The following is a 20,227-nucleotide window of genomic DNA, read 5'->3' as shown; positions in this document are numbered from 1 at the left end:
AGGGCGATGGAGACCCGGGCGAACTATCTGCTGATCGGCGCCTTCACGCTGGCGGGGTTCCTGGGCCTGCTCGGCTTTTTCCTGTGGTTCGCGCGGGTCGAGCTGGACCGCCAGTTCGCGTACTATGACGTCATGTTCAACTCGGTCGCCGGTCTGTCGGATTCCGCCGCCGTCCGTTTCAGCGGCCTGCCGGTGGGGCAGGTGGTCGACGTGCGGCTGGACCCCGAATTGAGCGGACAGGTGCTCGTTCGGGTCGAGGTCGAGGCCGACACGCCGGTTCGCACGTCGAGCGTCGCGACCATCGAGTCGCTCGGCGTCACGGGCGTGTCCTACGTCTCGATCTCGTCGGGTGATTCTGAGGATCCGCTGCTGGCGGCGGTGTCGGACGACCCGATCCCTGTGGTCCCGTCGCGCCCCTCGGCGCTTCAGTCGGTGACCGAGGGCGCTCCCGAGATACTGGACGAGGTTCTGCAGATCTCGCGCAGCGTGTCCGATATCCTCGGCCCCGAGAACCAGCAGAGGGTGACGGCGATCCTTGCGAACATCGAGTCGTCGTCCGCCAACCTTCAGGGCGCGCTCGACGATATCTCGGCGGTGACCGAGACGCTGGCGACCGCCACGGGCGATATCGGCCGGTTCACGGCGCAGCTCGAGGATATCTCGTCAGCCGCGACCGACACGCTGAGGACCGCCGACGCCACGCTGACCGAGGTGCGCGGCCTGGCAGAGCGGGCGCGGACGACGCTGGATACCGGCGACGCCACGCTTGAAAGCGGGCGGCGGGCGCTCGACGCGGCGAACGTCCTGCTGTCGGACGAGCTGCCCGCCGTCGTCGACGATCTGGACCGAACGCTCGTCACCCTGCGCACGCAGATCGACCGGGTCGGCGGCGACGCGAGCGAAGTGCTGGCCGAGTTCCGCCAGACCGGATCCGTCGCGACCGACAGGTTGCGGCAGGCCGAAGCCGTCGTCGCCTCGGCCGACCGGGTACTGTCGGAGGCCGCGGGCGCCGTGGAGTCCGTCGACGCGGCGGCACGTGACCTCGACGCGCTGATCACGGGCGAGGGCACGGCCCTCGTCGGCGATGCGCGCGCGTTCCTGTCGGACGCCAACGCGCTCGTTGCCTCGGCCCGCGCGGTGGCGGAGACGGATCTGCCCGCCATCCTGGCCGACGTCCGCGCCGCCACCGCGACGGCGGCGGGCGTGGTGGAGCGCGTGGGGCAGGATCTGTCGTCGGCGGCCGACCGGGTCGACGCGATCTCGGCGCAGGCGGGTGAGACGCTGGGCACGGTGACGCGGTCCTTCGAGACCGCCAACGGCACTCTCGCGCGGCTGAACGCTGCGCTCGAAACCGGAGAGGCCGCGCTGAGCGCCGCCGAGTCCGCCTTCACCTCGGCCGATCGCGTGCTGGACGAGGACGTGGAACGGATGGTGGCGACGCTTGAAACCACGCTCGCCGGACTCGACGCCGCCGTCGCCGCGGTGGCCGAGGATGTCCCGGCGATTACCGAGGAGTTGCGCCAGACGGCGGCCCATGCCAACGCCGCCTTCGCCCAGGTCCAAAGCGCGGCGGGGGCGGTGGCGCCCGCGTTGCGCACCTTCGGCGACGAGGGGCTGCCGCAGTATTCCCGCCTGGCGCGGGAGGCGCGCGAGCTGGTGGGCAACCTTCAGCAGCTCGTCCGCCAGATCCAGCGCGACCCCGCACGCTATTTCCTCGGCCGCGAAGAACCGGCCTTCAGACGATGAGAGGTGCCATGGCCCGCCTGTTCCTTCTCGTCCTCGCCGCCGCCGCCCTCTCGGGCTGCGCCGCCATCTCGGCGCTCGACCGCGCGGCGGAGCCGCAGGATGTCTTCGAGATCCGCGCACCGGACGTGGCCCCGGCCGGGCGCCGCGACATCGACTTCGTGGTCGAGATCCCGGCGGCGAGCGGCGCCATAGACACGGACGGCATCCTGATCAGGCCGACGCCGCTCCAGGTCGCCTACCTGCCCGAGGCGCGCTGGAGCGAGCCGGCGCCGGTGATGCTTCAGACCGCGATGGTCGAAGGCTTCCTGCGCGCCGACGCCTTCAGGTACGTGGGCCGCACGCCGCTGGGCGTGTCGGGCGACGTGGCTTTGGTGACGAACCTGGTGGATTTCGGCGCGCAAGCGCGCCTGGACGAGGACCGCACGGTCGTCGAGATGACGCTGGTCGCGCGGCTCGTGAACGAGGAGGACGCCGCCATCGTCGCCACCCGCACCTTCACCCATGCGGTCACCGTTCCCGGCACCTCGGCACCGGCCGTCCTTGCCGGGTTCGAGGCGGTGTCGGAGACCGTGCTGTCCGACTTGATCCGCTGGGCCGTGGCGGCGACGGCGGGCGCGGCATAAGGCGATTGCGGCGTTGCAGCCCTGCGGCTTGCGGATCGGCGGCGCCTGACCGACAGAGTGTCGCGACGATCTGACGCCGGGGAAAGATTTTGTGCAGCTTGTGACGACGATCTGGCCGATCTTCGCGCTGATCGGCCTGGGATACCTGTTGAGGCGCGCGAGCGTGCCGGAGCGCGGCTTTTGGCCCGCGGCCGAGCGCATCAATTACGTCCTGCTCTTCCCGGCGCTACTGGTCGTGAACCTGGCGAACGCCCCGCTGGATGACCCGTCGATCCTGCGCATGGGCGGGGCGGCCGTCGTCACCATCTGCCTTGCCGCCGCGGCGCTGGTTCTTCTGCGCCGGGCGCGGCCCGCGCCGGCATCGCGGTTCGGGCCTGTGCTGCAGGGCGTGGTGCGCTTCAACACGTATCTCGGGCTGGCCGTCACCGCCAGCCTGCTGGGGGCCGAGGGGACGCGGCGCGCGGCGGTCCTGCTGGCCGTGGCCGTGCCCGTGGTCAACGTCCTGTCGGTGCTGGCGCTGACCGAGGCGCAGCCGCGCGGCGGGATAGGGCGGCTTCTGCGGCTCATCGTGACCAACCCGCTGATCCTGGCCTGCGTGTTGGGCATTTTCATCGCGCTGGCCGGGGCCGGGCTGCCGTTCGGCATCGGGCGCATCCTCGAGCTGCTGGCGCAGGCCAGCCTGCCGCTGGGGCTGTTATGCGTCGGCGCGGCGCTTCGCCTGCGCGCTCTGGGGCGGGAGACTCCTGCGCTCATCGGCATCTCGGCCCTGCGCCTGCTGGCCATGCCCGCGCTGGCCCTTGGCGTGAGCCTGTCCTTCGGCCTCGACGCGCCGGCCACGCTGGTGCTGGTGATCTTCGCGGCGATTCCCACGGCGCCGACCGCGTACGTCCTGACGCGCCAGATGAACGGCGACGGGTCGCTGATGGCGGGGCTGGTGACGGCGCAGACGGTCGCGGCGGTCGTGACGCTTCCGGTCGTGCTTGCGGCGGTGCGGCAGCTCTAAGCCTGCGGCGGCGCGCTACTCCGCCGCCGCTACACCGGCGCTGCTGCGCCCGAGCACGGGGGCAAGGGCGGCGATCAGCAGCGCGAAGGCGCCGATGAGCATGAAGGCGATACGAAGCGAACTGGCGTCGGCGATCAGGCCGATGACGGGCGGGCCCATCAGCATCGCGCCGTAGCCCAGCGTCGCCACCGAGGCGATGGCCTGGCCCGGTGGCACCTCCGGGTCGGCCGCCGCGCGGCTGAAGGCCAGTGGTATCAGCGCGGCATAACCGATGCCCATGAAGACGAAGCCCGCCAGCGCAGCCGGAAGCACCGCCGGCCCCGTCACCAGCGCGATGCCGAGCGCGGCGGACAGCCCGCTCAGGCGCGCGACCCGCACCGAACCCAGGCGGATCACCAGCCGGTCCACGCAGAGCCGCATCGCCACCATGGTGACCGAGAAGACCGCGAAGCCCAGCGTCGCCTGCGCCTCGCCGGACCCTACGACTTCGCGCAAAAAGATCGCGCTCCAGTCGACCATCGCACCTTCGCCGAGGCCCGAGGACAGCGCGATCAGGCCGACGAGCACGAGCACCCCGCGCGGCAGCGCGAAGACCGCCGCCTCCGGGTCGCGTGGACGGGTGGACGAGGTCCAGCAGACGGCCATGAACGGGCCGAGTAGCCCTGCGGCCGCCAGCGACACGAGGAGGAATTGCACAGTGACTGGCAGGCCCAGGCTCGCCGCGACGAAGCCGGTGCCGGCGCCGAGGCCGGCGCCGAGGCTCCACATCGCGTGGAACGAGGACATGACCGGCCGGCCCAGGACGGTTTCCACCTCGGCGGCCCAGCTGTTCATCGTCACGTCCATGGCGCCGTGCCCCACGCCGAACAGGAACAGCGCGAGGCCGAGCAGCACCGGCGTCGGCGCGAGCGGCAACAGGACGAGGGTGACGAGATAGAATGCCGCGATCCAGCGCGTCAGGCGCACGGCCCCCAGCCCGTCGGCGAGCCGCCCCGCGACCGGGAACGACACCAGCGCGCCGAGACCCATGACGAAGAGAAGGACGCCGAGGGTGCCTTCGCTCAGCCCGTGCCGCTCGACGAAGGCCGGGATGCGCGAGGCCCAGGCACCCAGCAGGAACCCGTTTAAGACGAAGGCGGCAGAGACGCCCCGCCGAGGCGTGCGAAGGTCCGGCATAACTGGCTCCGTTCCGGCTGGTGTCGTCCGGCGGTTAATACCGCCTGTCCACCGGGGCAAGGGCGGTGGGACCTCTGACGGAACACGCCGTTTCATCAGCGGGAGTGTGCGCGCCTTACCGGTCGGGTCGCCGCTGGGGCTGGCCGCCTGCGGGACCTCGCGGCGCCGCGCATCGGCAGGCCGTGTTCCGGATGCCGACACAGGCGAGCGGGACATCGATTAGGCGGATTCGCGACGGGCCAAGCACCCTGGTCCCATCTTCTCACGGCCTGCGCCCGAGCGTGTCGGCCATCTCGGCCTTGCGCCGCCCCATGGGCCTGACGCGGCCGCGTGTCGTGTCCCTGCGGGACTGGTGTTCCATCTCGGCGTTCAGCAGCGCCCCCAGCAGTACGACGAACGCGGTCAGCCAGATGTAGAGCAGCAGGATCACCACACCTGCTATGGCACCGTAGGTGGGCTGGTAGCTGCCGAAGTTCCGCACGAAGAGCGAGAAGAGCAGCGAGCCCCCGAGCCACAGCAGTGTTGCGACGACCGCGCCGGGGGTGACCCAGCTCCAGCGGGGCGGCCTGCGGGCGGGCGCGTAGCGGTAGATCAGGCCGAGCGCGGTCATCGACAGCAGTGCCAGCAGAGGCCAGCGGCCCACCATGACGATGGTATCGGTCCAATCCGACAGCCCCAGCGCCTTGGCCGCCGGGGGTACGGCCACCGCGAGCGCCAGTGACGCGAGCGCCAAGCCTGTGAGCACTGCGGTCAGCCAAAGCGAGACCATGTTTCGCAGGATGATGTTGCGCGTCTCGGCCTCGGCATGGGCCATGTTGATGCCGCTGATCAGGTTGTCGATCCCGCGTGAGGCCCAGAACAGCGACAGCGCGACACTGACCAGCGCCGTCACCGTCGCCCGGCCTGGTGCCTGCCCTGCGAGCGCGACGGCCTGGTCACGGACCACGGCGAGCGATTCCGCCGGCGCGAGGCCCTCCAGCACGTCGATCTGGCGGACGACGAGGTCGGGGGCCAGGAACAGGCCGCCCACCGAGGCCAAGGTGGCGATGGCGGGAAAGAGCGCGAGCATCCCGAAGAAGGCGACGCCCGCGGCGACCAGTGGGAAGAGGTCCGGTCCGACCCTCCGTCCGGCGCGGAGCGCGATGTCGCGCCAGCCGGCCTGCTCGATCCCCCAGGGTTGCCACGCGTCGCGGCCCCGGCCGGTTTCCTCCGCCGCCTGTTCCGGGGGCGCCGGCGCGGCGGGATGCGCGCCTTGCGGGTGCGGCTCGGTTCCTTCGCCGGGACCGGGGCCTTCGCCGGGTCGGTCCTGCATGTGCGTCGTCTCCTCCGGGGCGATAACCACTCTGGGCGGAACGCCGCGCTCCGGTCGCAGGTCCCGTCGCGGTTACAGGGCCCGGGCTTCGGCCGGTTGGGCGGAACCCGCCGCCAAAGCAGGGCCCCGCTTGGCGGCGTAGGCGACACTTGCGGTGCGTGGGACCACGTTGGCGCAAACATTTTCCGCAACCGTCATTGGATATTGACGCGGCGTCACATGTTCTGCCTATACGAACGTGTAGCTCGGGTGGAGCAGAATCGTTCCGCCCCACAACTCATTTCCAGGAGACAGGAAGATGCCCGAGCGTCTCGGACCGTTCCAGATCGCCGTCCTGCGCGCCTATCCCGGCGGCGCGAGGTTGCTGAATGCCGCGTCCGGCGCGCAACTGACCGGAGGCGTGCAGGCGCTTTGCCGGGACGACCAGCGGCTGCGCGTTGCGCTCGACGCCGTTGGTCCCTGGGTCGCATCGGCCGATGCGCCCGCCGCGATCCTGACGGGCATGGCCGACGACCTCGAGGCGAGCCTGGACCGCGACCCGCAGCAGCCCGAGCTGTCTCACGCGCTGCGCTGGCTCAGGACGGCGTCGCTGCTTGTGTGGGAGTACGATAACGTGCCGGCGCGACGCTCGGCCTGACATCGCCGCAGGCTCCTGCCGGTCCACCCAGCTCGGGGACCCGCGATTAGCACCCGTGGATGGAGGACGCGTCTCCGCATGTGGCGGTGACGCGCTCCTCTGCCATCTGCCGGAGTCAGGCGGCGGGGCCGCCCGCCTCCCCCACGTCCCAGAACACGCCGGCCATGACGCGCAGGGCGTCGCGGCAGACGGGCTTGAGCACGTGCTCGTTCGGCGCGTGCTGCGAGCAGCCGCGATAGGAATGCGGCACCCAGATCGTCGGCAGGCCCAGGATGTCGGTGAAGCTGTCGTTGGGCAGCGAGCCGGCGAGGTTGGGCAGGACGTGCAGCGGCCCGCCGCTGGTTTCGCGGATCGAGTTGCCCACGAAGTCCACCCACGGGTGGTCGGGGTCCAGCCGCGTCGCGGCAAAGAAGCCGCGGTCGTGCGGCTCGATGCGCACCTCCTCGAAGCCGTGGGCGTCGAGGTGGCGGCGCAGCGCGGGGACGATGTCCTCGGGCTCGGTGCCGACGACGTAGCGCAGCTGGCAGGTCGCCCGCGCCCGCCCGGCGATGGCGTTGACCGGCGCTTCCGGCACGCCTGCGGTCATTGCGAGAATGGCGAAGCTGTTCCAGCCGAAGACGCGCTCGGCCGGGGTCAGTCCCTCCTCGCCCCAGTCCTCGTTCACCTCGGGGCCCTCGCCGCCAGTCACCGGCAGGTCCTTGAGCGCCGCGCGCACCTTGTCGGTCAGGCTGTCGGGGCGCCACTCGGGCACCTTGATCTGACCGCGCGCATCGGTGATCGAGGCCAGCGCGTGAGACAGGATCGTCGCCGGGTCAGCCAGCAGCCCGCCCCAGTTGCCCGAGTGATGCGCGCCCTCGCGCCGCTCGACGATCAGGTCGAAGGTGGTTCCCCCGCGCGAGCCCATGAACATCGTCGGTACCTCGGGCTGGAGGCGCGGGCCATCGCTGGCAATCAGCACGTCCGCGGTCAGCCGGTCCTTGTGGGTGCGGAACACCTCGGGCAGGCCGCACGACCCAACCTCTTCGCTCATCTCGATCACGATGCGCAGGTTGAAGCCCAGCTTGCCGCGCTCGGCCAGAACCGCCTCGAGCGCGGCGATGTTGATCAGGTGCTGGCCCTTGTTGTCGGCGGTGCCCCGGCCGTACAGCCGCTCGCCTTCTTCATACAGCACCCAAGGCTCGAGCCCTTCGCGCCACATGCCCTCCTGCCCGCGCACGGTGTCGCCGTGGCCATAGGTCAGGACCGTGGTCAGGTCGTCGCCCTCGCGCCGCTCGCCGATCAGCAGCGGGCCGCCGCGCGGGTCGGGGTTGTCGACGATCTCGCAGGTGATGCCCATCGCCTCGAGCCGGGGGCGCATCGCCTCGTCGAGGTAACGGCGCATCTCGCGGCCGGCCTCGGGGTTCTGGCTTTCGCTCTCGTAGGTGACGAGGTGGGCAAGCTCACTCTGGAAGGTGCCGGTGTCGAAATAGTCGGTGACGTGCGCGATGGCGGCCTTGCGGGACATGGTGCTTCCTTATCGGTCTTCTGAAACGGCATCGCCCCAGGGCGACATGATCTCGGTGCAGCCGGCGTTGCGGCCGTCTTCGCGCAACACGCCCGCCGGACAGGCGAAGGCATAGGGCAAGACGGTGCGGCGGGTGGTCTTCACCGGCCCCTCGGCGGCCAGCCGGTCCAGCACGTCGGCCGGCAGCGCCTCGTCCGCGATGACGGCGGGGCCGCCCGAGACGTCGATGCGCGGATGGTGGAACGCCTCGTCCAACGTCATCCCGTGATCGGCCACGAAGGACGACAGCTGCGCCACGGCTGAGACGATCTTGCGCCCGCCGCTTGCCCCGAAGGCGAAGCGGCGCGGGCCCGTCTCGCCCACCACCGGGCAGACGTTCATCAGGCAGGCCTTGTTCGACGCCAGCGAATTCGGACGCCCCTGCACTGGGTCGAACCACATGATCCCGTTGTTCATCAGCAAGCCGGTCGAGGGCGACACGACCCGGCTGCCGAAGATCGACAGCAGCGTCTGGGTATGCGCCACCATGTTGCCGTCACGGTCCACGACCGAGAAATGCGTGGTGCAGCCCGGCGCCTCAGGCACCTCGCCGGTGTCGCCCATCGTGCCCAGCCGCTCGCGATAGGCGGTGCGCAGCGCCTCGGCATAGGCGGAAAAGGCGTCGGGCGGGGACGCAAGGTCGGCGCGCTCCAGCACCTCCATGGTCCGCGCGAAGGTCGGCCCGGCGGTCAGGCCGGGCATCACGTGGAAGGCTGCGTCTCGGTACGCCACCCGCCGCGCGGCGCCCATCCAGGCGCGGTACCCGGCCAGGTCGTCGGTCGAAAGATAGCCGCCCTTGTCCTGCACGTCGCGCGCCATGGTGGCGGCCAGATCGCCGTCATAGAACGACCGCGCCCCGCCCTGCGCCAGCGCGTCCAGGCTGTCGGCCATCCGCGACTGGTCCAGCCGCTTCTCGGCCAGCGCCGTCCAGCCCGAGATGGTCGGCCACCGGCCGTCCTCCAGAAACAGCGCGGCGGCGTCGGGGTCCTTGGCCAGCTCGCGCGTGGTCGAGGCGATGATCAGCGCGGCGTACCAGTCGACAAGCAGCCCGCGGCGCGCGTGCTCGACCGCCGGCGCCAGCAGCTCGGCCCACGGCATCCGGCCCCAGCGTTCATGCGCCCGGCCCAGCCCGTCGACGGTGCCCGGCACCGCGATGGCCTTGGCGCCCTGCACGTTGCGGTCCTCGACCACCCGCTCCCACGGGAACAGGTCGCCCGCGACGCCCTCGCCCGAGAGCGGGAAATCCTCGACCCGCAGCCCCTTGGGCGATCGCATGCCGAAATTGATCGCCGTCGCCTCTCCGGTATCGGCGCGCCAGTGGACGGCCGCGCCGCCGCCGGCCGGGCCGCTCATCCACGGCTCCAGCACGCCGACCACGAAGGAACAGGCGACCGCCGCGTCCACGGCGTCGCCGCCCGCCTTCAGCACCTCGGCCCCCGCCTCCGCGGCCAGCCGGTGCTGCGAGGCGACGACGCCGTGCGGCGTTTCGACCACCACCTTGCGGGTGACCTGCGTGCGGGACAGCGATGACGTCATGGTCTCTCCTCAGGCGGCGGCTTTGGCGTAGATGGGGCTTTCGGGGTCGTGCAAATGGCACTCCACCCGTCCGTCCGCTGTCGCCAGCGGCCGCGGCGCGACGGCCTTGCAATGCTCGGTCGCCATGGGGCAGCGGGGGTGGAACGCGCAGCCCGAGGGCGGATCGATCGGGTTGGGATAGGCCGTGCCGAGCGACGTCTCGGGCACGCCGAGCCCCGGTTCGGGCGTCAGCACCGAGCTCAGCAGCGCCTTGGTGTAGGGATGCTTGGGAGCCTCGAACAGCTCGGCCACCGGCGCTTCCTCGACGATCCGGCCCAGGTACATCACCGCCACCCGCGTGGCGAGGTGTTCGACAACCGCCAGGTCGTGGCTGATGAACAGGTAGGTCAAGCCGAACTCGCGGCGCAGCTCGCCCAGCAGGTTCAGGATCTGGCTCTGCACCGACACGTCCAGCGCCGAGGTCGGCTCGTCGCAGATCACGATCTCGGGCTTCATCACCAGCGCGCGGGCGATGGCCACCCGCTGGCGCTGGCCGCCCGACATCTGGCTGGGATAGGTGTTCATCACCCGCTGCGGCAGGCCCACCACGTCGAGGATCTCCTTCACCGCCTTCTCCTGGCTGCGCGCGTCGCCGATGCTGTGGACGCGAAGCGGCAACGAGACGATGTCGTAGATCGACTTGCGCGGGTTGAGCGACGAGTACGGGTCCTGGAAGATCGGCTGCAGCCGGCTGGCCAGCGCGCGCCGGTCCAGCGCGTCCATCGACTCGCCCTCGACCAGCACCTGGCCCGAGGTCGGATGTTCGAGCCCCAGCAGCAGCTTGGCCAGCGTGGACTTGCCGCAGCCGGATTCGCCCACCAGGCCCAGCACCTCGCCCTTGCCCAGCGACAGCGACACGTCGTTGACGGCGGTCAGGGGCTTGCGCTTGCCGAACAGGCCCTGCTTGACGGTATAGGTCTTGCGGACGCGGTCGAGCTCGAGAACGGCTTCGGTCATGCGATTTCCCTCTCTGCCGAAATTGCGCCGTCTGGGTGGACGCAGCGGTATCCGTGAACGTCGTCGCCCCGCATCGGGATGGCCGCGCGGCAGCCGGGGACGGCATGGGGACAGCGGGTACGGAACGCGCAGCCCGACACCTCGCCGATCAGCGACGGCACGATGCCGGGGATGGTGCCCAGCGGCGCGCCGCGCTCGGTCTTGCCGGGCTGCGGGATGCAGCGCAGCAGACCGCGGGTATAGGGATGGCTCGGCGCCTCGAAGACCGACGCGGCCGGGCCCGTTTCGACCAGTTCGCCCGCGTACATGACCGCCACCTTGTCGGCCACGCGCGCCACCACGCCCAGGTCGTGGGTGATCAGGATCATCGCCATGTTCATCTCGCGCGTGAGGTCCACCAGCAGGCGCAGGATCTGCGCCTGGATGGTGACGTCGAGCGCGGTGGTCGGCTCGTCCGCGATCACCAGGTCGGGTTCGCACATCAGCGCCATGGCGATCACCACCCGCTGGCGCAGACCGCCCGAAAGCTGGTGCGGGTACTGGCCCAGCCGGCTTTCGGCGGCGGTGATGCCGACCTTCTCCAGAAGCTCGACGGCGCGGGCGCGGGCGGTCTCCCGGCCCACGCTGCGGTGCAGCAGCAGCGCCTCGATCAGCTGGTCGCCGATGGTGTAGGCCGGGTTGAGCGAGGTCATCGGCTCCTGGAAGATCATCGCCATCCGGTCGCCGCGCAGCGCGCGCATCTTGCGCTTCGAGGCCCGCAGAAGGTCGGTGCCCTCGAACGTCATCTCGTCCGCGCTGCGCTTGATGCCCTTGCCCAGCAGGCCCATCACCGCCAGCGAGGTCAGCGACTTGCCCGAGCCGCTTTCGCCCACGATGGACAGCGTCTCGCCCCGCTTGAGGTCGAAGTCGATGCCGCGCACCGCGCGCAGGGTGCCGCCGCCGACGGGTATGTCGAGCGTCAGGTTGCGCACCTTGAGAAGCGTGTCGTCCGTCATGGTCTCAACTCCGGTTCTCGGGGGCGGTGACGTCGCGCAGCCCGTCGCCCATCAGGTTGATCGCCAGCACCAGCAGGAACAGCACGATGCCGGGGATGAGGACGAGCCAAGGCTCGAACAGCATCATGTTCTTGCCTTCGCTTACCATCAGGCCCCAGGATGGCGTCGGCGGCTGCACACCCAAGCCCAGGAACGACAGCGCCGCCTCGAGCAGGATTGCGTGCGCCATTTCGAGCGTCACGATGACGATCAGGTTGTTGACGATGTTCGGCATGATCTCGGTCAGCAGGATGCGCGGGGTCGAGGCCCCGATCGAGCGCGCCGCCGCGACGTAGTCGCGCCGCGCCACCTGCAGTGTCGAGGCGCGCATGACCACCGCGAAGCGGTCCCACAGAAGCAGCCCCAGCACCCCGATCACCACCGTCAGCGACCCGCCCAGGATCGCCACCACCGCCAGCGCCACCAGCACCACCGGCATGGCGAGCCGGACGTTGATCAGGAACGTGACGACGGCATCCACCTTGCCGCCGAAATAGCCGGCGGCGACACCCATCGCCGTGCCGATGACGCCCGAGATCAGCGCCGCCACCGCGCCGATCAGCAGCGACACACGCGCGCCGTAGATCAGGCGCGACAGGTAATCGCGGCCCAGGTGGTCGGTGCCCAGCGGATGCTCCCAGTCGCCGCCCAGGAACACCGGCGGCTCCATGCGGGTCATCAGGCTTTGCGCATAGGGATCGTGCGGGGCGAGCAGCGGCGCGAAGATCGCCACCAGCACCAGCAGCCCCACGATGCCGACGCCGGTCAGAAGGCCAAGGTGGCCCTTCACCCGGCGCTTGAGCAGGTCGCGGGGGCTCGGCCCCTGCACGTCCTGCATGAGGGGATCGGTCATGTCGGTCATCTCAGGAGCTCCGCATGCGGGGATCGAGCCAGGCGTTCAGCACGTCCGCCAGGAAGGTGAACACGATGTAGAACATCGAGAAGACGAGGATCAGCGCCTGCACCGTCGGCAGGTCGTTGCGCGCGATGCTTTCCCAGGCCAGGTATCCCGCCCCGTGCAGCGCGAAGACCGACTCGACCACGATCGAGCCGCCCAGCATGAAGCCCATCTGCACCGCCGCCAGGCTGACGACCGGGATGATCGCATTGCGCAGCGCGTGCTTGAACATCACGCGCCCCTCGCCCGCGCCCTTGGCGCGCGCGGTGCGGATAAAGTCCGAGTTCAGGACCTCCAGCATCCCGGCCCGCGTCAGGCGCATGATCGCCGGCATCGCGTAATAACCCAGCACGATCGTCGGCAGGATGAAGTGCCGCCAGCTGTCCGCGCCCGAGGGCGGCAGCCAGCCCAGCTGGATCGCGAAGACCACGATCAGGATCAGGCCGAACCAGAAGCTCGGCATCGCCTGCCCCGCCACCGACAGGAACAGCGCCACGCGGTCGATGATCGAGTTCGGGCGAACGGCCGCGGCCACGCCAAGCGGCACCGCCGTCAGCAGCGCGAACGAGATGCCGCAGACGCCCAGCGTCATCGTCACCTGCAAGCGCTCGGCGATCAGCCCGGCGACCGGCAGCTTGAAGTAGTAGCTTTCGCCGAAATCGCCCCGCACGGCCGCGAACAGCCATTCCAGGTACTGCACGATCATCGGTCGGTCGAAGCCGTAGAGGCGGCGGATCGCCTCGATATCCTCGCCGCTGGCCGTCTCGCCGGCCAGCGCGGCGGCGGGATCGCCGGACAGGAACAGAAGCGAGAAGCTGATGAAGCTGACGGTGAAGGCCACCAGAAGGGCCAGCCCCAGCCGTTTCAGAATGAAGGGAAGCATCGGTTACACCTCGGCCGGGGCGGGGCCGGCCGGCCCCGCCTGATGCGCGTGGGAAGTGGGGAGAGACGCGATCGGGCCGGGGGCGCGGCGTGGCGCCCGCCCCCGGCCGGGCCGGATCAGTTCCAGCTCATGTCCGTGAAGCGCAGCACCTCGTCCGGGGTCGGCTCGTACGCGACCTCGTCGGTGAAGACGTAGTTCGTGTTATAGCTGAACATCGGCGCCCAGAACGCTTCTTCGGTGATCCGCTCGATCGCTTTGGTGTAGTACTCGATCCGCTCCTGCGGGTCGGTCGAGCTGTCGGCCACGTCCAGCCACTCCAGCACCTGGTCGTCGCGGGTGTTGTCCAGCGAGCCGTGCTTGAAGAACTGGCTGACCATCGCCGAGGCGTCGTTGATCGAGTAGCTGCCCCAGGTCTGGAACGAGATCGGCACTTCGCCGTCCATGTTCAGCTCGCGCAAGGCCGAGTATTGCAGCATCTTGAAGTCGGTATCGATGCCTACGGCATTGAGGTAGCTGACGATCGCCTCTGCGTACTGGCGGTCGCGATAGGCATAGAACGGGGTCGAGAACCCGTCGGGATAGCCGGCCTCGGCCAGCAGCTCCTTGGCCTTCTCGGGATCGTACTCATAGGTGGTCGCCGCGTCCTCCTCGCAGCCGAACTGGCTGGGGAAGCAGGGGGTATAGATCTCGCGGCTCTTGCCCTTCAGCAGCGCGTCGACGAGCTCCTGGCGGTTGATGGCATAGTTGACGGCTTCGCGCACCTTCTTGTCGGTGAACGGGTTCTCGCCCGAGCGGCCGGCGGCATCCATCTGCAGGTAACCCACGCGCATCGTGGATTCGTTGGCGACGGTGAACTGGTCCATCGTCGCCAGCTTCTCGGCCTGGTCGGCCGGCACCTGCCAGATCAGGTCCAGGGAGCCGGAGAACAGCTCGGCCATCTGCGTGTTCACGTCCGGGATCGTGCGGATGTCGATGTTCTCGATCTCGGGCTGGCCCTTGGGGCTGTCGTGGTAGTTCTCGTTCTTTTCGAGCACGAAATGCTGGCCTGGCGTCACGTCGGTGACCTTGTAGGGGCCGGTGCCCACTGGCTTTAGGCCCATGCCCGAGGGGCCGGCCTCGGCATAGTATTCGTTGGGGTACATCGACACGGGGCCGGACAGGAATTCGATGGCCGCCGGGAACTTGTCCTTCAGGTGGATGCGGACGGTGTAGTCGTCGATCTTCTCGGCCGACTCCATCCAGTTCACGTTGCGCTGGGTCTTCACGCCGTTCTGCTCGTCCGCGACGAAGTTGACGGTATAGACCACGTCGTCGGCGTTGAACGGCTCACCGTTGTGGAAGGTCACGCCCTCGCGCAGCTTGAACTCGAGGGTGGTGTCGTCGATCCACTCCCAGCTTTCGGCAAGGTTGCCGACATACTCGTTGGTCTCGGGATCGCGATAGATCAGGCCGTCCCAGACCGCCCGTTGCAGCACCACGCCTTCGCGCGAGGAGTTGAAGTAGCTGTCGACGTTCTCGAGCTCTTTGGTGAACGCCACGTTCAGCGTGTTCGACGCCTTGTCGGCGAAGGCCGGCGCTGCGGCGGCCGCGGCCACCGCGACAAGTGCGGTCGTCTTGAGGAGCGGATTGATCATCATGCTTTCCCTGTCACTTCCATTCTCTGGCGGCGCCTCGTCCGGGCGCTTGCGTCACGTTTTCTTTGCGTCACGCCGCGGAGTATCGTATTATGATACATGCTACCGTGATATGATCAGTGTAAGCTGAGGCCACACCGCCGCGTCAAGGCCGCAGAAGCAGAAAAATGAATACAGGAGCCTCCTCCGTGTCCGATCGCCCCGCAAAGAAGCAGAACACCCTTTTCGTCGGCGCACTGGCAAAAGGGCTCAAGCTGTTGCGCGCGTTCGACGAAACCCACACCGACCTCTCGCTTGGCGACCTCGCGTCACGCACCGGGCTGGACAAGAGCGCGGTGCAGCGGCTGGCCAACACGCTGCACGTCGAAGGCATGCTGGTGAAGGATCCGGCGACGCGCCGCTACCGCCCGTCGCACCAGTGGCTGGAAATGGCCTATGCCTATTACTGGTCCGACCCGCTGATCGGGCGGGCCATGCCGAAGCTGATCGAACTCAGCCGCGACATCGGCGAAACCGTGAACCTGGCCGAGCTGTCGGGCGAGCACATCATCTACGCGCTGCGCCTGCCCACCCAGCGCACCCACTTCGCCGCCACCATCGCCGGCCGCCGTCTGCCCGCGCTGTCGACCTCGGCCGGCCGCGCCATGCTGGCCACCTGGCGGCCAGAGGATCGCGAAGCCGCCGTGCGGGACTGGCCGATCGCGTCTTTCACCCCCGCCACGACCCGCGACCGCGGCACCATTCGCGACCTGATCGAGGACGCCGCCGTGCGCGGCTACGCCATCTCGCGCAGCGAGGTGATCCTGAACGAGGTTGGCGTGGCCGCGCCCATCGTCGCGCCCGACGGGCGGGCGGCGGCGGCGATCCACGTCTCGGTCTCGGGCCATTCCTACGACCTGGACCGCATCAACCGCGACATCGCCCCGGCGATCCAGGACGCCGCGAACACCATCTTGGCGTGAAGTTCCGAGCGGCGCCGCTGTTCCGGTTGCGGACCGACTTAGCGGTCCTTGACCTGGCGCCCATGCCATTTTCGGCAAAGAAGCAGGATCGTTTCGATGACGAAGCGCGTCCGCATGCCCCGGACGTGGCGGTCCTGCAATTGGCCGTGCATCGCAACGGACGGAAGGGCAGGGCCAGCAGGAGCGCGAGGAGACCGGAGCTTGACCGACCTCTGCGTAACGAGGAGCGGGCTTTCGCTCCTCGTCATGCGGATCGCCGTCCGATTATGCGGCGCTCAAGTCGACCTCATGCCGCGGAGGCGAGGGCAGGGGCATGGCGCTCGGTCCAGGTCCCGCGCAGGTAGCGTCGTCCGAGGCGGCCCTCGTCATCGATCGCCGTCAGCGTCAGCCACCCGTTGTCGAACAGTGCACGGACGTCCGGCCGGCGTGCGAGGACCTGGGAGATCATCTGCTCGGGTGCCTCGACGGCCACGACGAGCCGGCTGGGGACATGTCGCGGAGCCTCCCCGTCATGCACCGACTGCCAAGGAAGTCCGGCGCGTAGGGCGCCGCCGTTGCCTTCAAGGACGCCGATGCCGCCGACGACGTTGTGCAACAGCTTGTTGCCGGCCCCGAAGGTTCCGGGCGCGACGGCCGAGCCGTGGTATTGCAGGGCGATCCAGCTCGCGACCACGACCGGAGCAGTCAGGATCGTCTCGAGCGTCGCGGCGCCGTCGTCCTGCCGCCAGTCGTAATCGTGCAGGAAAACGCTGCCGTCGAGGCGAAGCCCGGCGCTGCGCGGCCGCGGTGCGGCGATGAAGCCCCTGCACCCTGCCAGCCCCCATTCGGGCCGCAGCTCGGACCAGTCCTTGCCGCGCGCGGCGAGGCTGCCGGCGGTGCCTCGCGGGAGCGTCGCCGCGCGCTCGGTCCGCGCGAGCGATGCAGCGCGGGTCAGGGTCGCCCGCAATCTCTCGATGTCCTGGGCGTGGCTGCCGGGCAGGCCGTCTTCGAAGAGCGACACCTCGTCAGAGACGGTGTCATGCAGCCCGGCGACAAAGCGCGTGTCGGCGGGGATGGCGATGCCTTTCGCCGCGACGCCCTCTCGCACCTGTGGATCATTCAGCAGCCCCGCCAGAAGGCGGGCGTTGACGTCGCCGGCATGGCCGCCGCAGGCGCCGCATTGCAGCGCGCTGGCGTGCGGGGCGTTCGTGACACCGGCGCCGTGCCCGCAGATCAGCACGAGCCGGGCGAAGCCCCGGGTCAGAGACATGGTGCGCAGGATGCCCGCCGCCGCCTCGATCCGGCTCTCGAGCGGAAGGTCGAGGTGCGGCACTGGCTCAGCGGCCGAGGCTGCGCCCAACCCAAGCCCGTCGCGCAACAGCTTGCCGACGTAGAGCGGTCCCGCGGCCTCGACGAAGGCGAAGGCCGACACGGCGGCACGCTTGAACCGGCCCCAGGCGCGCACTGTCCGGAGGCGCACCCGGTCGGCGGTATCCTCGTCCTCGGTCCGGGCCTCGAGCGCGGGAGGCAGCAGGATCGGCGCGCGCGCTTCGTCCAGGTCCGAGGCATGACCGCGGTGCCGAACGGCCAGGCCAAAGAAGCCGGCAAAGCCGATGGTCCGCAGGCCGGGATCGCTCGCTTCCAGCGCCCGGCGCAGGACCTCGGACCGCACGTCGATGCAGAACGCCGCCTGAAGCGCCGGCCGCTCTTGTTCGCTCCGAGGCGTCCCGCCGGTCAGGGTCTCGGCCAGCCGGCGTTCCGCGCTGCGGTCGACGGCCTCCTGCAGGGCCGCGTCGAGGTGCGTGTCGGCGTCCGGAGCTACCGGCGCAGCGCATGCGGTTCGGGCAGCCTCCCATGCAGCGGCCCTGGCTGGGCCGCCGGCCTCGAGCAGGGCGGCTTCCCAGTTCAGGCGGATTGTCAGCAACTCGAACGGCGTGTCGTCCCGGCCTGCGTCTCGCTCGGTGGTCCAGTCGAGGTGACGCGCGTATTGCGCCCAGCCCGAAAGCGTCACCAGCAAGCGGTGGAAATACATCGGAGCCTCGTCCGCCGTCAGGCCGAGCTCGGCGCAGGCGACGGCGAAGGCCGCGCGCGCGTCGGTCGGGGCAGCGGCGGCACGGGCCGCGATCCCCCGAAGGCCGGCCAGCCCAGGCGTCAGGTCGCGACAGGCGAACTCGCGCCACGAGCGCCAGGCCCTGACGCTCGGCGCCGGCCAAAACGCCTGCCCCCGGTCGAAATGCGCCGCGGCCCAAAGGCCGACGCGCTCCTCGATGAACTCCGACCAGTCGACGCCGCGCTCCGCAGTAGCCAGATCCGCAACGGTGGCGAGCGGAGTCCCCTCTGGCGTGGCTTCGTGCGCCGCACGCGCAAGTTGCTCGGGCTCCAGCCCGTGATGTGCGGCGGCAGCGGCGAGGTCATGCGCTGTCACCTCGCCCGCTTCGATCATGGCGGCGACACTTTCGCGCGGCAGGAATATCCGCCCGCCGCCGACGCGGGCGAGCCGTGCGGCGGCGAGGGTGCGGTGATCACCAGCTTGCCCCAGCCAGGGATTGACGGCGACCGTCGCGTCGAGCGGGAAGGCCGGCGGCACCTGCCGGATGGCGGTTTCGGCGGCGGCGAACAGTTCGAGCGTCGTGCCGGGCCAGGTCACGTGGGCGTTCATTGCGTCGCTCCTTTCCGGGAGGTCCAGCGGCCGGAGAGACGATCCGTCACCGCGTTCAGGTAGAGGCCGTTCATCAGGTGCACCCGCAGTCCCGCCGCCGCCGGATGCCCGGCCCAGAGGGGGAACGTGGTCTGAGCGACCGCCGCGACGCCGAAGCTGACAACAGCCAGAACGATGGTAGCCCACATCAGGCCGTCCGGCGCGGGCGGTTGCGGCAGGGTGCCGGCCGAGGTCCAGGTCGCGACCTGCTGGAGGGCGAAGTACGCGACTGCCGCGGCGACAGACAGCGCCACTGTCCGCCAAGCGAGCGCGCGGGGCGCACGATCTGCGAGACCCTGCGCGATCAGGTAGACGACGCCGAAGATCAGGATCGCGCCGAGGGCGACGGTCTGCGGGGGCTTGGAGGCGATCCCGAAGGCCAGTCCGACCAGGAGGTAGAGCACGAGGGCGAGGCCGAAGGCGCGGGCCACGGCACTCAGACCGGGCACGGCGACGGGACCGGGGCGCCGGATCGATGTGACCTCGCGCACGGCACCGCCGGAGGCCAGGAAGGCGTGCGCCTTGTAGAGCGAGTGCGCGACGATATGCAGGAGCGCCAGCGGGAAAAGCGCCAGGCCGCACTGCAGCACCATGAAGCCCATCTGCGCGCAGGTCGACCATGCGAGCGCGGTCTTCACCGCCGGCTGCGTGAGCGCCACGGCAGCGGCGACCAGTGCGCTGAAGCCGCCGACGAGGGCCAGCACCGCCAGCACGCCCGGCGTCGCAAGCAGCACGTCGGCGAAGCGGATCAGCAGAAACCCGCCGGCGTTTACCACGCCCGCGTGCAGAAGCGCGGAAACTGGTGTGGGCGCTTCCATGACCTCGGTCAGCCAGCCGTGCGTGGGCACCAGCGCCGACTTGAAGACTGCCGCGATCGCCAGCAGCAGGGCCGCAAGCCAGAGCAGGTCGGGGCGCTGACCGGCCAGCGCTGCCGCGTTGATCGCGGCGATGTCGGTCGTGCCGAAGCCGACCGCCAGCAGTCCCACGGCGGCGAGCAGCGCCGCGCTCGCGATGCCGCCGCTCATGGCCTTCTTCAGCGCCACGCGGCGGGCCCGCGGCCGGTCCGGGTAGAACAGCAGCAGATTGTGCAACGCCGCGCCGGTCGCGACCCAGCCCACTGCGAGCTGGACGAGGTTTCCGGCGCTGACCAGCAGCAGCACGCAGGCGACCGTCGCCGATATCCAGGCCATGAAGGCCGGCTGCCGGGCCTCGCCGTCCAGCGCCACGCGCGAAAAGCGAAGAACCACCCAGCCCACGAAGGCCACGGTCAGGGTCATCGCGACGCTCACGATGTCGAGGCGCGCCGAAAATCCGATGCCCGTGGCGCCGAACAGCGCGCCCGTCGACGGACCGGACATCGTCAGTTCGGCTGCCGCCAGCACGCCCGAGGCCAGGGCGGCAAGCGCGGCGATCTCGGGCAGGTGCAGGCGCCCGTCCGCCCGGCGGGGCGGGAAGAGCGTCGTCGCCAGGGCGGCCATCGCCAAGGCGAGGGGACCGAGCAGGAGGAGATTGCTCATGGGAACCTCTGTCAATGGAACTGCGAGCGGACTTAGAGGTCCTCTCGGGA

At 69.9% G+C, this 20,227-nt stretch carries 16 protein-coding genes; 5 read left to right on the top strand and 11 right to left on the bottom strand.

Annotation, left to right across the window (positions count from 1 at the left end; translation table 11 throughout):
- Positions 1–6: 6 nt before the first annotated feature.
- The 3 genes from BM162_RS09280 to BM162_RS09270 all read left to right on the top strand — a co-directional run bounded on the left by BM162_RS09280 (position 7) and on the right by BM162_RS09270 (position 3,372).
- Positions 7–1,746 (top strand): MlaD family protein, encoded by a 1,740-nt coding sequence (locus BM162_RS09280; protein ID WP_093420809.1) that lies wholly within the window; start codon positions 7–9, stop codon positions 1,744–1,746.
- A gap of 8 nt (positions 1,747–1,754) precedes the next feature.
- Positions 1,755–2,369, top strand: a complete 615-nt coding sequence (locus BM162_RS09275) for an ABC-type transport auxiliary lipoprotein family protein (protein WP_177215110.1) — start codon at positions 1,755–1,757, stop codon at positions 2,367–2,369.
- Between the two features lie 91 nt (positions 2,370–2,460).
- The gene (locus tag BM162_RS09270) at positions 2,461–3,372 is read left to right on the top strand and encodes an AEC family transporter (protein ID WP_093420804.1); all 912 of its coding nucleotides are present in this window, start codon (positions 2,461–2,463) and stop codon (positions 3,370–3,372) included.
- Between the two features lie 15 nt (positions 3,373–3,387).
- Here BM162_RS09270 and BM162_RS09265 read toward each other — a convergent pair whose 3' ends face one another.
- Together BM162_RS09265 and BM162_RS09260 are read right to left on the bottom strand one after the other, a co-directional pair.
- Positions 3,388–4,644: an MFS transporter gene (locus BM162_RS09265; protein WP_093420801.1), complete on the bottom strand. Its 1,257-nt coding sequence runs from the start codon at positions 4,642–4,644 to the stop codon at positions 3,388–3,390.
- A gap of 166 nt (positions 4,645–4,810) precedes the next feature.
- The gene (locus BM162_RS09260; RefSeq protein ID WP_093420799.1) at positions 4,811–5,860 is read right to left on the bottom strand and encodes a YihY/virulence factor BrkB family protein; all 1,050 of its coding nucleotides are present in this window, start codon (positions 5,858–5,860) and stop codon (positions 4,811–4,813) included.
- A gap of 298 nt (positions 5,861–6,158) precedes the next feature.
- Between BM162_RS09260 and BM162_RS09255 the strand changes: the two genes are divergently transcribed.
- Positions 6,159–6,497 (top strand): hypothetical protein, encoded by a 339-nt coding sequence (locus BM162_RS09255; RefSeq protein ID WP_093420796.1) that lies wholly within the window; start codon positions 6,159–6,161, stop codon positions 6,495–6,497.
- 115 nt (positions 6,498–6,612) lie between these two features.
- On the opposite strand, the gene BM162_RS09250 is transcribed toward BM162_RS09255, so the two are convergent.
- The 7 genes from BM162_RS09250 to BM162_RS09220 form a co-directional block, all read right to left on the bottom strand.
- Entirely contained in the window at positions 6,613–8,001 is a 1,389-nt protein-coding gene (locus BM162_RS09250) for a M20 family metallopeptidase (RefSeq protein WP_093420794.1), read from the bottom strand.
- Positions 8,002–8,010: 9 nt separating this feature from the next.
- Positions 8,011–9,576: a gamma-glutamyltransferase family protein gene (locus BM162_RS09245; protein WP_093420791.1), complete on the bottom strand. Its 1,566-nt coding sequence runs from the start codon at positions 9,574–9,576 to the stop codon at positions 8,011–8,013.
- Positions 9,577–9,585: 9 nt separating this feature from the next.
- Entirely contained in the window at positions 9,586–10,572 is a 987-nt protein-coding gene (locus tag BM162_RS09240) for an ABC transporter ATP-binding protein (protein ID WP_093420789.1), read from the bottom strand.
- Entirely contained in the window at positions 10,569–11,567 is a 999-nt protein-coding gene (locus BM162_RS09235; RefSeq protein ID WP_093420786.1) for an ABC transporter ATP-binding protein, read from the bottom strand. The genes BM162_RS09240 and BM162_RS09235 overlap by 4 nt, the downstream gene beginning before the upstream one ends.
- Before the next feature lie 4 nt (positions 11,568–11,571).
- Positions 11,572–12,468, bottom strand: a complete 897-nt coding sequence (locus BM162_RS09230; RefSeq protein WP_093420784.1) for an ABC transporter permease — start codon at positions 12,466–12,468, stop codon at positions 11,572–11,574.
- Between the two features lies 1 nt (position 12,469).
- Positions 12,470–13,387, bottom strand: a complete 918-nt coding sequence (locus BM162_RS09225) for an ABC transporter permease (protein WP_093420781.1) — start codon at positions 13,385–13,387, stop codon at positions 12,470–12,472.
- 116 nt (positions 13,388–13,503) lie between these two features.
- A complete protein-coding gene (locus BM162_RS09220; protein ID WP_093421126.1) occupies positions 13,504–15,021 on the bottom strand; it encodes an ABC transporter substrate-binding protein in 1,518 nt (505 codons plus the stop codon).
- A 188-nt stretch (positions 15,022–15,209) separates the two neighbouring features.
- Here BM162_RS09220 and BM162_RS09215 point away from each other — a divergent pair, with 188 nt between their 5' ends.
- Entirely contained in the window at positions 15,210–15,983 is a 774-nt protein-coding gene (locus BM162_RS09215) for an IclR family transcriptional regulator (RefSeq protein ID WP_245759218.1), read from the top strand.
- A gap of 286 nt (positions 15,984–16,269) precedes the next feature.
- On the opposite strand, the gene BM162_RS09205 is transcribed toward BM162_RS09215, so the two are convergent.
- Entirely contained in the window at positions 16,270–18,621 is a 2,352-nt protein-coding gene (locus BM162_RS09205) for a YbcC family protein (RefSeq protein ID WP_093420774.1), read from the bottom strand.
- Positions 18,618–20,177: a proton-conducting transporter transmembrane domain-containing protein gene (locus tag BM162_RS09200; protein ID WP_093420771.1), complete on the bottom strand. Its 1,560-nt coding sequence runs from the start codon at positions 20,175–20,177 to the stop codon at positions 18,618–18,620. The genes BM162_RS09205 and BM162_RS09200 overlap by 4 nt, the downstream gene beginning before the upstream one ends.
- Positions 20,178–20,227 lie beyond the last annotated feature (50 nt).

This window comes from Tranquillimonas alkanivorans, assembly GCF_900115595.1.
Classification (GTDB): domain Bacteria; phylum Pseudomonadota; class Alphaproteobacteria; order Rhodobacterales; family Rhodobacteraceae; genus Tranquillimonas; species Tranquillimonas alkanivorans.
This window is presented reverse-complemented; position numbering and strand designations above follow the sequence as displayed.

What these genes read in the sequence shown, in the direction of transcription:
- BM162_RS09280 (WP_093420809.1), top strand. Translation starts at nt 7, where the DNA reads ATGGAGACCCGGGCGAACTATCTGCTGATCGGCGCCTTCACGCTGGCG.
- BM162_RS09275 (WP_177215110.1), top strand. Translation starts at nt 1,755, where the DNA reads ATGGCCCGCCTGTTCCTTCTCGTCCTCGCCGCCGCCGCCCTCTCGGGC.
- BM162_RS09265 (WP_093420801.1), bottom strand. Translation starts at nt 4,644, where the DNA reads ATGAAACGGCGTGTTCCGTCAGAGGTCCCACCGCCCTTGCCCCGGTGG.
- BM162_RS09260 (WP_093420799.1), bottom strand. Translation starts at nt 5,860, where the DNA reads ATGCAGGACCGACCCGGCGAAGGCCCCGGTCCCGGCGAAGGAACCGAG.
- BM162_RS09255 (WP_093420796.1), top strand. Translation starts at nt 6,159, where the DNA reads ATGCCCGAGCGTCTCGGACCGTTCCAGATCGCCGTCCTGCGCGCCTAT.
- BM162_RS09250 (WP_093420794.1), bottom strand. Translation starts at nt 8,001, where the DNA reads ATGTCCCGCAAGGCCGCCATCGCGCACGTCACCGACTATTTCGACACC.
- BM162_RS09245 (WP_093420791.1), bottom strand. Translation starts at nt 9,576, where the DNA reads ATGACGTCATCGCTGTCCCGCACGCAGGTCACCCGCAAGGTGGTGGTC.
- BM162_RS09240 (WP_093420789.1), bottom strand. Translation starts at nt 10,572, where the DNA reads ATGACCGAAGCCGTTCTCGAGCTCGACCGCGTCCGCAAGACCTATACC.
- BM162_RS09235 (WP_093420786.1), bottom strand. Translation starts at nt 11,567, where the DNA reads ATGACGGACGACACGCTTCTCAAGGTGCGCAACCTGACGCTCGACATA.
- BM162_RS09230 (WP_093420784.1), bottom strand. Translation starts at nt 12,468, where the DNA reads ATGACCGACATGACCGATCCCCTCATGCAGGACGTGCAGGGGCCGAGC.
- BM162_RS09225 (WP_093420781.1), bottom strand. Translation starts at nt 13,387, where the DNA reads ATGCTTCCCTTCATTCTGAAACGGCTGGGGCTGGCCCTTCTGGTGGCC.
- BM162_RS09220 (WP_093421126.1), bottom strand. Translation starts at nt 15,021, where the DNA reads ATGATCAATCCGCTCCTCAAGACGACCGCACTTGTCGCGGTGGCCGCG.
- BM162_RS09205 (WP_093420774.1), bottom strand. Translation starts at nt 18,621, where the DNA reads ATGAACGCCCACGTGACCTGGCCCGGCACGACGCTCGAACTGTTCGCC.
- BM162_RS09200 (WP_093420771.1), bottom strand. Translation starts at nt 20,177, where the DNA reads ATGAGCAATCTCCTCCTGCTCGGTCCCCTCGCCTTGGCGATGGCCGCC.